Raw genomic sequence first — 15370 nt, forward strand, 5'->3', positions numbered from 1 at the left:
GCGAAAAAGATCTGCTGGCTTATTATTCCGAGCAATTCGGTTTTCCCCTCTTGAATCTTGCCCAGCAAAGTATTCATCGAACTCTGCTCAAATATGTTCCTTATCATCTGGCCAAAAAATACAATGTGATTCCCGTGAACCTGAGTGAGGGGACATTAACGGTGGTGATTCCCGATCCTGGCTTGGTTTCTCTGTTACGCGGTGAACTTCAAAGCAAAAGTCTTGTTTTAAAATTTGCCCTGGCCCCCAAACAGCAAATTGAAAAGGCGGTGATTGAACACTATCAAATCCATCTGCTCAATTCGCTGGGCAAGGAACAGGTGGAGGTGATCAACACCGAAGAGCGAAAAAACAGGACCGAAGGGGAAGAGGGAAATCAGAATGTGGAAGAGCTGGCGTCTTCGGTGGGGGCAGTGGCGGCGGTGAATTCCATTCTGGAAATGGCCTTTGTGGAGAAGGCCAGCGACATTCACATTGAGCCCCAGGAAAATTTTGTTCGTGTCCGTTTTCGAGTGGATGGTCTGCTGGAAGAAAAACATATCCTGCCGGTCAAAATGCTTTTGCCCATTGTTTCCCGCATGAAAATTATTTCGGGGATGAATATCGCTGAAAAACGGGCCCCCCAGGATGGGCGCATCAGTCTTAAAATTCGGGGGAATCTGCTCGATTGCCGGGCTTCCTGCTATCCCACGGTCTTTGGCGAAAAAGTGGTGATTCGTCTTTTGTCCAAAGGGGGCCTGAAAAAACTGGAGCAGCTGGGAATGTTTCCCGAAGATTGTGAGCGCTTCAAATCGTGGATCAAACGTCCTCATGGCCTCCTGTTTGTGACAGGTCCCACGGGTTCTGGAAAATCGACCACCCTTTATTCTGCCCTGCAGATGCTCAATTCCATCGATCGGAATATCATGTCGATTGAAGACCCCGTCGAAAATGAAATTGCCGGAGTCAATCAGGGGCAGTTGAACAACAAGGCCAACATGACCTTTGCCTCCGCCATGCGCAGTATGTTGCGGCAGGATCCCGATGTCATCATGGTCGGCGAAGTACGCGATCCTGAAACCGCCGAGATGGCCCTGCGCGCGGCACTCACCGGGCATCTGGTGCTCTCCACACTGCATACCAATACGGCCGTGGGGGCGGTGTCCCGTTTAATCAATCTGGGCATCCCCAATTATCTTTTATCGGCCGCCCTCGTGGGAGTGTTGGGGCAAAGGCTGGTTCGAAAAATTTGCATCGATTGCATCGAGGAATACGAAGACGAAGAGGGGGAAGGTCAGGCCCTGGGACTTGCCAAAGGCACCAAATTGTTTCGGGGCAAGGGCTGTTCCAATTGCCGCGAAACCGGTTTTACTTCCCGGGTGGGAATCTTTGAATTGTTTACCGTCACCGAGGAACTTCGAAAAATAATTGATAGTGGTGGCAAAGACGAACACATCGCGGAGGCCGCAAAAAATTATGGCTATACCTATATGATTGAAGATGGTCGAAAAAAAGTGACGCAGGGAATTACCACGGTGAGTGAGGTGTTGCGGGTGACGGAGGCATTTTGATCCACAAAGGAACCTATGATAGAAATGCTCTACAAGGCTTTTGATCCTCAAGGCACCCTCCTCAAGGGGCTGGTGCATGGGGAAAGTGAACAAGAAATTTTTCTCACGCTACGCAAACGTGGGTTAAATATTGTGGAACTTGCTCCGGCCGGTTTCAGTCTGGAACTGGTTCAGGATCGCCTTAAAAAACTGATGAATGGGGTGAGGGAAGAAGAACTGATTGTCTTTACCCGCCAGTTTCAAACCCTCTTCAAGGCGGGGCTGGGGATTGACGCCCTGCTTTCTACCCTGGCCAAACAGGCACAAAACGAAATCCTCAAAGAGGCCCTCGTCAGTATTCGCGACGATATCCAAAGCGGTCTTTCGCTGGCCAAGGCCTTTGCCAAGCACCCGCAAATTTTTGACAAGCTCTATATCAGTATGCTGCTGGCCGGCGAAGAGGCCGGTATTCTGGATCAGGTGTTGGAAGAACTTGGCCTGGTGCTGGAAAAGGACAACAAGCTGAAGCACGATGTGGCCTCTGCCACGCTCTACCCCAAAATCATCATCGGGGTCATGGGCATCGCCTTTTATGTGATGATGACCTTTGTCATCCCAAAGTTCTCCGATTTTTATGGAAAGTTTCAGGCCCAGCTGCCTCTGCCCACGCGTATCCTCATCGCCATCAGCGATTTTTGCTCCAGCTATTGGTATATTGTTCTGTTGATTCTCGGAACCGCTGGCTTCCTGTTTGGACGTTATGCGGCGAGCGAGAAGGGCAGGTTGCAAATCGATTATTTCAAACTTCGCATGCCGGTATTTGGTGTGCTCTTTCAAAAGATAGCCATGGCACGCTTTGGGCATCTGTTTGCCGCCTTGTATAAAAGCGGTTTGCCTTTGGTGCGCAGCTTTGAGGTGCTTTCCCAGGTGATAGGCAATGAGGCTTACGCGAAAGAGATCAATGAATTTCGTGATGGCCTGCTCGAGGGAAAAACCATCTCCGAGGTGATGCGCAATGGAAAGGCCTTTGCGCCCATCATGGTAGAAACGACGGCCATTGGGGAGCAATCGGGCAATCTGGACACCATGCTTTCGGCCATGGCGGGGCACTTCGATATGGAAATCAATCACATGACCAAAAACATGACGACGCTGATCGAACCAATTTTACTCTGTTTAATGTTTGGTATGGTGACTCTGATGGCTTTGGGAATATTCCTCCCCATGTGGAATATGTCTAAAGCGGTTACGAATCATTAGGCCCAACAAAATAAAAGGGGGGCGACATGAAGAAAAAATTTAATTTCCTCTAAAGTATTTCGGAAAGCTGCCGTTTGAGTGGGTGTGCATGTTTTCTAAATAAAAACTTTAAGGGAGGTAACGTATATGAGAGGGCAAACAAAAAAGATTCAAAAGAAACACAAAAAAGGTCAAAAAGGTTTTACCATGATCGAATTGATTTTGGTCATGACCGTCCTGGGCATCCTGGCTGTGATGGCCTTGCCCACCTTTTATGACTTAACGTCTAACGCAAAAACCAGTGCGCGTGATGGAATCATCGGCGGTGTAAAGGGCGGTATCAACATGTTCCGTTCCAATGCCTTGTCCAATGGGACGACACCCGTTGTCCCCGCAGATCTGGATACGATCGCAGCCTATCCCACGACTTGCGGTAATGGGGTAACTCCTGCAGGCTCCGCACCCTGCTTTGGAAATGTTTTGCAAGATACGGTGACCTCCAATTACTGGGTGAAATCCGCAGCGCTCACCTATACCTGGGCTCCTACCGTAGGGGCTGCAGCGGCGATGACTTGTACCTATGACACAGTGACAGGTAATTTTACTTGTATCTAAACTGGATAGAAGTAATGTGATTCCCTGAAAAAGGGGTCCGAAGATTCGGGCCCCTTTTTTTTTATCCATATGATGTGAATCATGGCCTATGTCGAAGTTTATGTTAGTCCACCTCCTGCAAATAAAAGAAAATTGGAAGTGGCTGACAAGGGTTGATTAATTTTGATTCTTATCGTTGCCAAAAATTAAAAATGAATATAGGTGGCGAAATATTCATTGGACTTCCTGAGTAAGTTGTTGCGCAGGAAGTCTGCAAAACCAATTCAGCAGTAAATAAACAAAGGAGACTCTCTTATGAGGAAGTCAGTAATGATCGAGATCGCAGCGCTTGCCTTGGCCCTGACCTTCGCGTCGGCGCCGAGTTGGGCCGCTGGAAATGCAGCTGGAAAAAAAGTCTTTTTAGACAACAAGTGCAATAAATGTCATGCAATGAAAAGTGAAGGGATCTCAGCCTTACCTAAAGAGGCCGGGGCTGACGAGGCTGAGGCAGGTGGGGCTGCGAAAAAAGATCCCCCCGATCTTTCAAAAATTGATGCTGCCTTCTTGAAAACGAAGGCTACACCGGAAGATTCCCTGAAGGCCTGGCTTAAAAAAGAGGTGGATGTAAACGGTGCAAAGCATAAGAAGCTCTTCAATGGAGCAGATGCAGATCTCGCTTCCCTGGTTTCGTTTCTGCTGGGAAAATAACTGCATAGAAATAAAAAACCCGGGACTTTCCTCCCGGGTTTTATTTTGTGGGTTGGGACCTGCTTGAGGTGATTTGCTTACTGATGTTACGCGATTTTTATTCTGGGCTCTCTCCCCCTGGAGAGGGGGAACTGGGGCTTTAAAATCGCATAACGTGAGTTAGTAATAAACAACCATTAAGCAGCAAATAAACAAAGGAGACTCTCTTATGAGAAAATCAGCAATGATCGAGATCGCAGCGTTAGCCTTGGCATTGGCCTTCGTGTCAACGCCCAGTTTTGCAGCTGGAAACGCGGCTGGAAAAAAAGTCTTTTTAGATAATAAGTGCAATAAATGTCATGCCATAAAGAGTGAAGGTATCGCAGCATTGCCCAAGGATGCTGCAGACGCGGATGCAGGCGAGAAAAAAGAACCCGCTGATCTTTCAACGATTAAGCCTGAGTTCTTGAAAACGAAAGCAACGCCTGAAGATTCTCTGAAGGCATGGCTTAAGAAAGAAGTGGATGTGAATGGTGCAAAGCACAAGAAGGTCTTCAACGGAGCAGATGCTGATCTCGCTTCCTTGGTTTCGTTTTTGTTAGGAAAATAATTGCGATAGAAATAACAAAGCCCGGGAGGGATTCCCGGGCTTTGTTTTGCAATAATTTGCGATAATCGGTTACGTAGAAATCCCGTAACCTGAATTACTTATCTTATGAAACTACTCTCTCGCTCATTTCAAATACTGATGGTTTTGGTGTTGCTGCTCGCAGGATGGGGTGGCTCGCTGAAAAAATCTTATGCAGAGGAATCCAGTCCAGAGGCTAGCCCCGCGGATACTCCCAAAGATTCGAAGGAAGAGCCTAAAAAAGAAGAACCCAAGGCCGCAAAAAAGCCTGGCGATTCTCTTTTGCATGGCTGGATCATGGAAAATTACCGCTGGCAAACCACCGGTGACAATTCCAATAATCTCACAGAAACCCTGGTTACCCTAAATATAGGTGATCCCACGATGCATCGTTATTCGGGGTCCATCGAGGCCGGGCTTTTCGCCGATTTGAATAGCAACGATCTCAACAGCCCCTATCACAATGTTTACGACTCCTTCTCCTCTCGGGCTGTGGGTCGCTTGTATTCGGCCTATCTCGACGTCAATAAGGTAAATCCCTTTGGCAATATCCGTATTGGGAGACAGCATCTTTATGAATTAGAGAATCTTAATTTTGATGGTATCTCCCTGGAGAGTAAGGCCTACTATGGTTTTGTTCTTTCAGGTTTTGCAGGGGTGCCCGTGCATCTCTATGAAAATCAGTTGGGAGAAGAGGCGGGCGATTGGACTGCAGGGGCCTCTCTTCAATGGACTCCCGTCTCTCGCCTGCGTTTTCGAAGCACCTTCGAGCATCTTCACGACAAGATTGGTGGCTACCGCATTACAGAGGGTAAAACCGGAGACAGCCTGATCGGCAATTCGGTATGGCTCAAGCTGACCTCCAACTGGGATCTCTATTCGAAACTCACTTTATTTTCAGACCAGCTTCGCAACTGGGAGTTTTCTTCTTCCACCCGTTTTCCAAAACAGGATTTGAGGCTAGATTTCAGTGTTTACCGCTTGCTGAAGGCCTACGATTTCCGGGTGCTCGAATCCGATCCCTTGTCTGTGGCCGGTACTTATGAACCTTACACGGAATTTCAGGCCCGTATTTACAAAGGATTTGGAAAGAAATTTAGCTTTGAAACCGGTGCCTCGGTTCGTAAACTGGATGACGAAGAGATTGCCGGCGCCTTTAACCACGGCTACGAGCGGGTATATGGAACTTTGTCTACCCGTGATTTTCTCATCAAGGGCTTCTCTACTTCCACCGCGGCCAATTATTATCACGGAGAAGACAGCGTCTTAAAAAATAATTATTTCGGGCTTAACTTTTCGCTGAATCAGCAGCTGCTTAAAAAGAGGCTGACTGTGGGGGCAGGGACGGCCTATTACCTTTACCGCTACAATTTGTTTACAGGCGATGTGTCGAATAATGTGAGAACTTATTTTGCCGAGGTGGAAGGTAAGATAAGAAAAGATCTCAAACTCAAGACGACTTACGAATTTGAGAAGAATGCCATCAACGGATTCCATTCGGGAAGGGTGAGGCTGGTATGGGATTTCTAAATAAAAAATCATGGGTAGGACTTTTATTGCTGCTTCCGTTTTTGCTGGCCAACAAGCAGTGCGAACGCGACATCACTTGGGGAGATGTGTCGAAAGACTTGGTTGCGCCCTGGGCGGAAGATCATAAAAATATCGACAAAGAAACGCGTTGTATCGATTGCCACGACGATATCAAGTCCGCCAATTCGCGCCCCAAAAATCACCAGGGGCCTTGGATGAAGACCCACGGCAGTTTCCTCTGGAAAAAATATGCCTTCCGCTCGCAAACCGTTTGCTCGCTGTGTCATCAGGAATCGTGGTGTGCCAAGTGTCACCAGCAAGAGCCTCCGGAAGATCACAATCAGTACTGGAAGATGAAGGGCCATGCGGTAGTCGTGGGTCTGGATAGAACTCGCTGCCTCACCTGTCATCGCAGCGATTTCTGTGAGCGCTGTCATTCGCAGACACAGCCCCAAAGCCATACAGCAGGCTGGGGAGCGCCTTCACAGCTGCATTGCCTGAATTGCCACTTTCCCGTTCAATCGGCCGGAGCGCAGACCTGCAACGCCTGTCACAGCTCAACGCCTTCGCACACCGCAGGCACTCCAACTCCGCCTCACAACCCCATTCACGTACCATCGGCCCCTTGCCGGGATTGTCATCTACCAACCCTGCATCACCCGGATAACGGAATGGCCTGTACGACTTGTCATGTGATTTGATCACAATTCCCCTCTCCCTTGACGGGAGAGGGCAGGGAGAGGGTGATAGGTTGAAAAGTACCTTGAAAGAATTTGCGAGAGATTTGAGAAAGAACAGTACAGAGAGCGAACGTATTTTGCCGTACGACTGTGAAATCGCGATAGGTCGATTTACTAACTCACCTTACGCGATATTTCACTTCGAACTCCCTCCCCCTTTGACGGGGGAGGGCCGGGGAGAGGGTGCCTGATGAAACTTTCCTTTATTTCGACGTGATTCAAATAAGGTACTTTTCAATATCTCACCCTCTCCCTGCCCTCTCCCGTCGAGGGAGAGGGTGGGGAATGAAAATCCTGTAACAGAAGTTAAAAATTTGTAATCCGCATGATACAAATCATAGACTCATCACTATTTTTAACAGACAGTAAAATCACAGAAGATCAAAAAAAATTTTAATGTACTAAATTCTTTATTTAGAAGGGGGCGGATTATGGGAAGAAAACTTCTTAGTTTTATATTCATTTCATCCATTGCGTTATGGATGAGTGCCTGCGGTGGCGGAGGGGGCACATCGCAGCAACAAGCAAGTGGAACAGGCGCCAATGCAGGTGCCGATCGGACGGTTTTGCTGGGTGCTGTCGTGAACCTTGATGGTTCAGGTAGTGTCAGTGTAAATGATGCGCAATGGACTTTTACGGGCCTGCCCGAGGGCTCCACGGCTACAATATCAAACAGCACAACTCTCACGGCAAGCTTCACGCCCGATAAAGTGGGTACCTATCTTGTTCGTCTTTCAATCAACGGCAACGCCAGTGCAGACACGACCAGCATTACGGTCAATAATGCCTTGGCCAACATCAGTGTCCCTGCTGGCTCATCTATCACCACCCGCACACGATTGGGTGTGACTGAAAAAGCAGTAGATCTGGGCGCCACAGGGGCAACCCTCTCGGCCGCTGCCTCTACAACAACGGGTACACCTACCTATTTGTGGGAACAAATCGCAGGTCCTGCAGCAACCCTCGATCCAGCAACGACTACAAGTGCGGTGCTTTCGTTTACAGCTCCGACCGTAGCTGGTTTGTTAAATAGAGCAGATGTAGTGAAGTGGCAGGTGTTACCTATTTCACGCCTGGACACCCGGATGGTCTTTCGTCTGACCATCGATGGGACGGACACTGAAACAATGGAGGTCTGGCTTCAGGATGGCGGAAAAGAAATTCATCCTTCAAGTGGTCTCAATGTGGTGGGCGTCGGAACAAAGGTTTATCTGGCGGGTGCCCAACAGAAGGCTTTTGGAACGAGTATTGTGCTTTATACTGGTTGGAGTTGGAATCTGACCGTGCCGGAGGGCTCGAATACAACATTTACTGGTGGAAGTTTGACTTCGACCAGCCAGTTCCCAAGCTTCACACCGGATGTCCCAGGGCAGTATGTAGTCACCTATTGTACGGATGCAAGTCTCTGCCCGCTGGGTACGGGTACTACGCGTACACCAGTAATTCTGACAAGTGGTTACAATGCTCCAGTGGTGATTACCCCGGGAACTCTTAGTATTACTGCCGCTGATTATGTGGGAGTAGGGGCTATTGGCGACGAAACCCCTACAGGTCTGCAGTGTGCCAACTGCCATGGTGAGAATGATGCGACCATCGGTACTCGCGGTAGAGATCGTGCCTATGGAAATATGGTTCACGAATGGCAATCCACCAAGCATTCGCATATCTTTTCGGATAACTATGCTACCTATAGTGGGCTCTTACCCTCGCCCTATCTCTGGCAGCAGCATACCACCGGTTACAATACCGATGCCAACAATGAGGGCTTTGATGACCTGGCGAGAGATTTTACGCTGCCTACCACCGCGGCCCTCTTTCCTGCCACTTATGCAGATTTTACCAGCAGCGATCCCGAAGTGGCAAAACTGGCCAATGTGCAGTGCGAAAGCTGTCATGGCCCAGGAAGTCAGCATCATGTAGGTGGTCTCTACACAGGTATCGCAAAATCTGCTTCAGAATCTGGTGTTTGTGGTCAGTGCCATATCGAAGAAGAACAGTGGAAACAATCGAAACACAATAGTGCTTCTACCTCTAGTTATGGAACCTGGCTGTATACCGACAAATGTACGAAGTGTCATACAACAGAAGGCTTCATTAAGTTTATGGAGGCTGGTGGTGTAGATCATCTGGACGATGCGGTGGGTGCTCTTGACCCCTTGGCACCTGCGACCGTCGGTGCGAACCGTGCCTATCTTTCTTGGTCACCCGCAGATCCGATCCTCTATCCCAAGGCCTTCGGTGCAGTGAACTGTATCGCCTGTCATGATCCTCACTTTGGTACCGATGTCGATGGTACAAATCCATACCAGTTGAGGATAGCCGGTGAAGTTACTCTCATGAAACCGGTGAATACGACTGCGGCCCTCAATGATTCGGACAATAGTGCAGACAAGGTGAATGCCGGAACAGGGGCGATCTGCTATGAATGTCATTTTGGAAACAGAGAGTTGAATCAAATAGATTGCATTAATTCTACGACAAACACGGCAGTCTCACCAAGTACTTGGACGCAGGGAACAGGAAGAATTGGGGTAAAGTGCGATACTTGGCAAAAAACCGTCACGAACTATCCCGGCGATGCAGTCCACGACGTCGCACAGGCCGGTGTTCTCGAGGGGAAGTTGGCTTTTACCAACCTTAAGGATACGGGAGATGACGACTTCTCGGTGGATGGCGTAAACTCCTTCCATTCTTCAGAGAACTTCACCCTGGGATTCGTAACGGGTGACAGAACCTTGCCCGCACACGACCAGCAAAACAACAAGTGCGTCACCTGCCACATGGCAGCCGGCCCTGCGTTGGGCGAAGTAGGCTATGGAAAATTGGGAAGCCATGCCTTCCATATGACGCCAACCACAGACACTCCCGTGGGAGATACCCAGAATATCAAGGCTTGTCAGGCCTGTCATGGTGATCTTACCGATTACAACAGAAACGCGGGTGTCGATTACGATGGAGATGGATCGGTTGAGGGAATCCAAGATGAGATCAAGGGTCTGATGGTGAATCTGACGAAATTGATCAAGGCCAATGCGCAATCTAAAGTTGGGGATTATCTGGATACATGGACAGGGACTACTGCATGTACGACGAATGCTGATTGTGCAACCGGTGGGACCGATGGTGCGACGTATGGAGGTGTTTGTAGCACCGCTACTAGTAAGTGTACTAAAGTGTGGGTACGGAATGGTTCGTACGTTATAGGAACGGGGGCGACTGCTACCATTAGTAATAACTCTATTACCTGGATAGGCACATCGGCCGGTATGCCCTTGGGCTGTGGCGTTGTAACGACTGCTATTACTACTGGTACACCTACTTCTGCTGTCGGCGATCCGAATTGCAGTAGCTTAAATACCTATGTGACTCAAGGTTCCGGGAGTAATAAAAAATATCCCACCTCGAAAGATGATGGTCTAGACTGTTCGACTTTAGGGAATGTTTCTGGAAGCTCGACTGCGTTACCAGATTCAGCGGCTCTTTTTACTACTCATACTGCGACCAAATCTACGTCAGGGTACAGAAATTGTACCTTCTTGGCGACAGACAATATCATCAAGCGCGCGATTTGGAATCATGATATCTTCAAGGTGGATGATAGCTATGGTATCCACAATGCCGGGTATACCATCCGTGTATTGCAGGCCACCTATGCCGCACTGGTAAGGGATCTGGATGCAGAGACCAATGGTTCAGCAAAAAATGTAAGTGGCACTACGGTTACTCATGCTAATGCGCCCACTTTCAGTTACCAGACTGACTTCCCAGCAGCAACACTGAGGTAGAAGTCTCGTCACAGTAGTTCAAAAGAAGTAAAACAAACAGCCCGTCACTAAGCAGTGGCGGGCTGTTTGTTTGTGAAGGACAAAATGAAGCCGTACGCCATTGACGTACTATAATAATTGAGATAATCTCAAGCATGGTTCTAATTGAAACTTCTATTTTTACCAAATTGGTGAATCAACTTATGTCGGATGAGGATTATAGAAAATTGCAAAGCCTTTTGAATAAATCGCCTCATGCAGGAGCTTTAATTATATGAAAAAAGAAAAGTTTGAAGAATTGCTAGAAAGTGTGCGTCAAGGCGGAGCTATCTTAAAAGGTAAAAGAAAACCTTCTCGAAGCTTTAATCTTAAAAACCCAAACGTTAAACATATTCGAGGAGGTTTAGGTTTATCGCAAGATCAATTTGCTCAACTAATTGGGATTAACGTAGGTACACTTAGAAATTGGGAGCAAGGACGCCGATTCCCAAAAGGTCCCGCAAGAGTATTGCTTGGGATTGTCGCTGTACATCCGGATGCCTTAGTAGATGTGGTAGGAATAACAGTTAAACCTAAGTCCAAAAAACTTTATTCAAAATTGGTAGCGTAGACGTAAACGAACGATTTGTCTGATCTCACCGAATGCGACGGTGACAGAGAAAATGCGATAGCGACGGAGGAAGATTTATTTTGAAAATGCCAAACGCTATTGGAAAGATTGGAAAAGGAGGGCCTTAAAATGAAACAAAAACCAAGTAAACCTTATGAAGAAGATCTAGATAAACGTCTTAAAAATCCAGAGTACGCTACTCTCTATCTTAATGCAATTTTAGAAGATAATGATCCAAATCTATTACTTTTAGGCCTTCGTGATGTTGGTAGTGAGTCTATTGTAAATTTTATTTTAACTAAAAAATCGGTAACGAAGGCGTCTTCCTATTTCCAATCTTCTGGTTTTTGGAGAGTAATCCCATTCCTCTCAATTTTTTCCAAAAACTGATTATTCGCCAAATGTTTCTCTTTCATTCTCATATACCAATGTACTTCTTTTTTGAGTGATTCACTTTGGCGCATGGGTGGTAAAATAAGCTTGATAGTTTTTTCTGGAAAAGTAGATTTCACTGCTCTAATTGAAGGGAGCAAATCGCTATCTCCAGAGATGATATAGGCCGTGTCGTAGGTATCGTTCACAGCCTGCCGAAAGAGTTCAATAGCGATGTTTACATCGGTTTGCTTTTCTTCATAACCCTCAGATGTTTTATAGCAAGATTTGCAAAATTTATCTTTTCGTTTAAATTCACCAAAAATAGTTGTGACCTCGTGTAGTTCTAAAGCACGCACATAAAGTTGATGCTTTTGCCTTCGGGGCCCATTTCCTGGATAGTAGGCGGTAAAATAAAAAATTTTGTTTATTTTTTCGTTACTCGTTAGAAATGAGGAACAAAGGCTATGCAAATTAAGCCACTTATATTTTCTAAGGGTTTTCTGAGCGGAGATGGCATGATAAAGATTGAAACCATCGATTAGGAATATTGTTTTTTTCATAAACTAAATAGCGGATAAAAAAAATCCCAAGCTCCGAAGAGCTTGGGGCCATTAAAACTCGTGGTTTTAACGGGACGTCTCAGGGAAGCTTGTTTTATTTAGCTATAAAAGTCAATACTGAAATAAAAAATGCGCCGGTGATGGAATAATGCGACGATGAGGGAGAAATACCAGCAGCAGCACTGAGGTAGAAGTCTCGTAACGCGAGTTCAAAAGAAGTAAATCAAACAGCCCGTCACTCACCAGTGGCGGGCTTTTTGTTTGGGGTGACGATAAATAATTTTACAAATTTGATCTGTCTTGAAGAAACGTGTAAATGCCGTAGAATGATGAGAGGAGGTTATTGATATGAATAATATTTCTATTCAGGCTCATTTTGATGGAAGGCAGATTTTACTCGATGAACCTGTTCAACTTGAGCCTAATGTAAGGCTGATTGTCACGGTGTTGCCCAAACAGGATGAAGATCATCAATCCTGGCTTTACTTTTCTTCTCTTGCCTTGGAACGTGCCTATGATGAAAAAGAAGAAGAGTATCCATTAAATCTGATCAAAGAGGTAAATCCAGAATATGAAGGAAGGTGATGTCATTCTTACGCCTGTTTCACAGGCTGATAAGATAATTAAAAACAGGCCTGCAGTTTTTTTACGCGAAATGCCGCCTTATGGTGATTTCAAAACATGATTACTAATAAAAATAAAATTCCCAAAGGGTATCAATTGGCTTCAACCGTTTTAGAAAAAAAAATTGGTGTTCTTAGCTTTGGTAAAATGATTAATTCTCTAAGAGTTTGTGATGAAATTTCTCAAATAGATTTGGCGAAGAAAACCGGGATCTCCAGAGCTTTTCTTTGCGATATCGAAAAAGGTCGTCGTCTAGCCTCTCCTGCCCTGGCAGCAAAACTTGCAAAATTAATGGGGTATTCAGTAGAGCATTTTATTTCTGTTGCCATTCAAGATCAACTTCGCCGTGATGGAATACATTTAAAGGTGAGTTTAAAAGCTGCGTAGCCGGTGAAGAAATAAGACGATGACTGAAAAAATATCAGCAGCAACACTGAGGTAGAAGTTTCGTCACAGTAGTTCAAAAGAAGTAAATCAAACAGCCCGTCACTAAGCAGTGGCGGGCTGTTTTGTTGTGCGTGCTCGGCAGTGCTGGTGATATTCTAATTGAGGAAATTTGACGGGGATGGAAGATTTTCATTGTTTAAACCTCCCTTGATTTCTTATATCAATCTTATATAAACTGTTCATGTATATCTGGGATTCTGCAAAGAACTTAATAAATCAAAGCAAGCACGGTATCAGCTTTGATGAAGCTCGGGACGCTATCTTTGAAGGACCAAACTTGATAGTAAATAATGTCGCCAGACAAAACGGCGAACCACGCCATGCGATAATTGGTAAATTCAACGGCAAATATTACGTAGGTATTTTTACGATTAGAGCCGAAGGCATTCGCATCATCTCAGTAAGGAGAGCAAGACATGAAGAAGAAAAACAAGCCAAAGAAAAAGGACTTTGATAAAGCTTTCGATGAAGGCCAAGTGGCGGTTGATTTTTCTCAAGCTGTTCCTACAAAGGGCTTGAGCCAAATCATTAAATTACCCCCCCTCACCATCCCTGCTTGGCTTAATGTTGAAATTGAAAAAAGGGCACAGCTCCAGGCAAATTCAAAATCCGCTGTCATTCGTCAGCTCTTGGTTGAAGCACTCTCATTCAAACAACGTGTTCATGCCTAAACGTGATGGCGATAGAGGAAAAAATATCAGCAGCAACACTGAGTTCACAAAGCCCTCCAGGGATTTCATGGCTTATTGATATTCTTTGGAAACATCTTCCATGGATAGATGCACATAGCCCAGAGTGACTTCAATATCGGAATGCCCCATGAGTTTCTGAACGACGGGAAGTGAAACTCCCTGGCGAATCATGTTGGTACAAAAGGTGTGACGAAACTTGTGGGGGTTGGCTTTTTTCAGTGAAGAAGTTTTCCGATGATGACGGAACAAGGTTCTAAGCCCCTCCGCTGTTAAAGGTCTTCCCAGGTGAGGGCCTTTTAAGACCACAAAGCAGCACTTGTGATCTGTTTCCGGACGCTCATAATCCAGATAACGCCTGAGCGCCTGCCTGACGGAGGCAGGAATGGGTAAAATTCTTTCCTTGTTCCCTTTGCCTCGCACGCGGATTTGATCGTCGTCATCAAAGTCCCCCGTCTCCAAAGCCAGCACTTCACAGGATCTGAGCCCGCAAAAGAGCATGAGATATAAGATGGCGATGTCTCGATATTTTCTAATCCCTGTCAGGAACTTCTTAATTTCGCCCTCAGATAAGGGAGTGATTAAGACAGCAGGTACTTTGAGCTTGAAGGGTTTTCTAGCGGCTCCCTTGATCCGAGATTTTCCAAGCAAAGCCTTGTTGCGTCTCCCCTTGTAGAAGGAAGAAATCGTTTTTCCAAATAGCTCGTCCCCTCGCCCTTCCGATTCGAAGTTCAAAAAAGCACGAACGACCACCAGCCTGCGATTGATGGTTCTGGGAGAGCTGCCCTCTTTTTTCTGAGAGAGAATAAAATCGGCAAAGTGAGAAACCTCCAGAATATCCAGGGAGAGATCTTTTTCGCCTAAAAACTTCCAGAAGGCGAGTAAATCATAAGCGTAAGCGCGTACCGTTTTATCCGACACCCCGCGCAGATGAAGTAACTTGAGAAACAGGGACACGTTTTCTTTTTTTTTCTTCCCGCAAGCCAGTAAGAAAGGTGGCTCATGGGTAACTTGCCCTTTGAGGATTTGTAAATTCATGAGCTGGCTTATAAGTCCAAAGGAGAGGATCCAGTGCAAACCTGATTTTGGACCAGAAGCCCCGGAGCCGACTTGAACAGTTCCTTTTTGCTGTTTTCGAAGTCGGGTTTGATCGCGGTTTTTCTGGGTGTATTCCGGATGTCCCGCTCGATAATTTTTCCAATAATCCGGATGAGCTTCGTGCCAATCTTGCGAAATCGCAAGACAGGGACCCAGTGATCCGCAAGGATAGGGACCCACTCGGAGCGTAGCGACGGATCTTATTTTTTCTTTTTATAGGTGGGTCCCTATCGATGCAATTTGTTTTTTTCTGGGC

The 15370-nt window shown here is 46.4% G+C and carries 15 protein-coding genes; 13 read left to right on the top strand and 2 right to left on the bottom strand.

What is annotated here, in order from left to right; translation table 11 throughout:
- The 9 genes from HQM15_11280 to HQM15_11320 form a co-directional block, all read left to right on the top strand.
- Window positions 1–1550: type II/IV secretion system protein (locus HQM15_11280; protein ID MBF0493344.1), on the top strand; the 1550-nt coding region annotated here is incomplete at its 5' end.
- A 15-nt stretch (window positions 1551–1565) separates the two neighbouring features.
- Entirely contained in the window at window positions 1566–2789 is a 1224-nt protein-coding gene (locus HQM15_11285; protein ID MBF0493345.1) for a type II secretion system F family protein, read from the top strand.
- A gap of 126 nt (window positions 2790–2915) precedes the next feature.
- Entirely contained in the window at window positions 2916–3383 is a 468-nt protein-coding gene (locus tag HQM15_11290; GenBank protein ID MBF0493346.1) for a prepilin-type N-terminal cleavage/methylation domain-containing protein, read from the top strand.
- A gap of 294 nt (window positions 3384–3677) precedes the next feature.
- Window positions 3678–4070: a c-type cytochrome gene (locus HQM15_11295; protein MBF0493347.1), complete on the top strand. Its 393-nt coding sequence runs from the start codon at window positions 3678–3680 to the stop codon at window positions 4068–4070.
- A gap of 208 nt (window positions 4071–4278) precedes the next feature.
- The gene (locus HQM15_11300) at window positions 4279–4659 is read left to right on the top strand and encodes a c-type cytochrome (GenBank protein MBF0493348.1); all 381 of its coding nucleotides are present in this window, start codon (window positions 4279–4281) and stop codon (window positions 4657–4659) included.
- Window positions 4660–4764: 105 nt separating this feature from the next.
- Window positions 4765–6207: a hypothetical protein gene (locus HQM15_11305; protein MBF0493349.1), complete on the top strand. Its 1443-nt coding sequence runs from the start codon at window positions 4765–4767 to the stop codon at window positions 6205–6207.
- Window positions 6195–6908: a hypothetical protein gene (locus HQM15_11310; GenBank protein ID MBF0493350.1), complete on the top strand. Its 714-nt coding sequence runs from the start codon at window positions 6195–6197 to the stop codon at window positions 6906–6908. The genes HQM15_11305 and HQM15_11310 overlap by 13 nt, the downstream gene beginning before the upstream one ends.
- A gap of 521 nt (window positions 6909–7429) precedes the next feature.
- Window positions 7430–10732, top strand: coding sequence for a hypothetical protein (locus HQM15_11315; GenBank protein ID MBF0493351.1), 3303 nt, complete (start codon window positions 7430–7432; stop codon window positions 10730–10732).
- A 253-nt stretch (window positions 10733–10985) separates the two neighbouring features.
- Window positions 10986–11321 carry a helix-turn-helix domain-containing protein gene (locus tag HQM15_11320; protein MBF0493352.1) on the top strand — a complete coding sequence of 112 codons (336 nt, stop codon included), beginning with the start codon at window positions 10986–10988 and terminating at the stop codon, window positions 11319–11321.
- Between the two features lie 326 nt (window positions 11322–11647).
- Here HQM15_11320 and HQM15_11325 read toward each other — a convergent pair whose 3' ends face one another.
- Window positions 11648–12256 (bottom strand): NYN domain-containing protein, encoded by a 609-nt coding sequence (locus HQM15_11325; protein MBF0493353.1) that lies wholly within the window; start codon window positions 12254–12256, stop codon window positions 11648–11650.
- A gap of 348 nt (window positions 12257–12604) precedes the next feature.
- Here HQM15_11325 and HQM15_11330 point away from each other — a divergent pair, with 348 nt between their 5' ends.
- The 4 genes from HQM15_11330 (at window position 12605) to HQM15_11345 (ending at window position 13998) form a co-directional block, all read left to right on the top strand.
- Window positions 12605–12841, top strand: a complete 237-nt coding sequence (locus HQM15_11330) for a hypothetical protein (GenBank protein ID MBF0493354.1) — start codon at window positions 12605–12607, stop codon at window positions 12839–12841.
- 96 nt (window positions 12842–12937) lie between these two features.
- Complete coding sequence (locus tag HQM15_11335) at window positions 12938–13267, top strand: helix-turn-helix transcriptional regulator (protein ID MBF0493355.1); 330 nt, start codon at window positions 12938–12940, stop codon at window positions 13265–13267.
- Between the two features lie 241 nt (window positions 13268–13508).
- A complete protein-coding gene (locus tag HQM15_11340) occupies window positions 13509–13781 on the top strand; it encodes a BrnT family toxin (GenBank protein ID MBF0493356.1) in 273 nt (90 codons plus the stop codon).
- Window positions 13744–13998: a hypothetical protein gene (locus tag HQM15_11345; GenBank protein MBF0493357.1), complete on the top strand. Its 255-nt coding sequence runs from the start codon at window positions 13744–13746 to the stop codon at window positions 13996–13998. Before HQM15_11340 ends, HQM15_11345 begins: the two co-directional genes overlap by 38 nt.
- A 72-nt stretch (window positions 13999–14070) precedes the next feature.
- Here the strand turns inward: HQM15_11345 and HQM15_11350 are convergent, their stop codons facing one another.
- Entirely contained in the window at window positions 14071–15294 is a 1224-nt protein-coding gene (locus HQM15_11350; GenBank protein MBF0493358.1) for a tyrosine-type recombinase/integrase, read from the bottom strand.
- Window positions 15295–15370: the final 76 nt, after the last annotated feature.

The organism is Deltaproteobacteria bacterium (genome assembly GCA_015233135.1).
Classification (GTDB): domain Bacteria; phylum UBA10199; class UBA10199; order JADFYH01; family JADFYH01; genus JADFYH01.

Coding starts and splice junctions, on each gene's coding strand:
- HQM15_11285 (MBF0493345.1), top strand. CDS start 1,566: ATGATAGAAATGCTCTACAAGGCTTTTGATCCTCAAGGCACCCTCCTC.
- HQM15_11290 (MBF0493346.1), top strand. CDS start 2,916: ATGAGAGGGCAAACAAAAAAGATTCAAAAGAAACACAAAAAAGGTCAA.
- HQM15_11295 (MBF0493347.1), top strand. CDS start 3,678: ATGAGGAAGTCAGTAATGATCGAGATCGCAGCGCTTGCCTTGGCCCTG.
- HQM15_11300 (MBF0493348.1), top strand. CDS start 4,279: ATGAGAAAATCAGCAATGATCGAGATCGCAGCGTTAGCCTTGGCATTG.
- HQM15_11305 (MBF0493349.1), top strand. CDS start 4,765: ATGAAACTACTCTCTCGCTCATTTCAAATACTGATGGTTTTGGTGTTG.
- HQM15_11310 (MBF0493350.1), top strand. CDS start 6,195: ATGGGATTTCTAAATAAAAAATCATGGGTAGGACTTTTATTGCTGCTT.
- HQM15_11315 (MBF0493351.1), top strand. CDS start 7,430: ATGAGTGCCTGCGGTGGCGGAGGGGGCACATCGCAGCAACAAGCAAGT.
- HQM15_11320 (MBF0493352.1), top strand. CDS start 10,986: ATGAAAAAAGAAAAGTTTGAAGAATTGCTAGAAAGTGTGCGTCAAGGC.
- HQM15_11325 (MBF0493353.1), bottom strand. CDS start 12,256: ATGAAAAAAACAATATTCCTAATCGATGGTTTCAATCTTTATCATGCC.
- HQM15_11330 (MBF0493354.1), top strand. CDS start 12,605: ATGAATAATATTTCTATTCAGGCTCATTTTGATGGAAGGCAGATTTTA.
- HQM15_11335 (MBF0493355.1), top strand. CDS start 12,938: ATGATTACTAATAAAAATAAAATTCCCAAAGGGTATCAATTGGCTTCA.
- HQM15_11340 (MBF0493356.1), top strand. CDS start 13,509: ATGTATATCTGGGATTCTGCAAAGAACTTAATAAATCAAAGCAAGCAC.
- HQM15_11345 (MBF0493357.1), top strand. CDS start 13,744: ATGAAGAAGAAAAACAAGCCAAAGAAAAAGGACTTTGATAAAGCTTTC.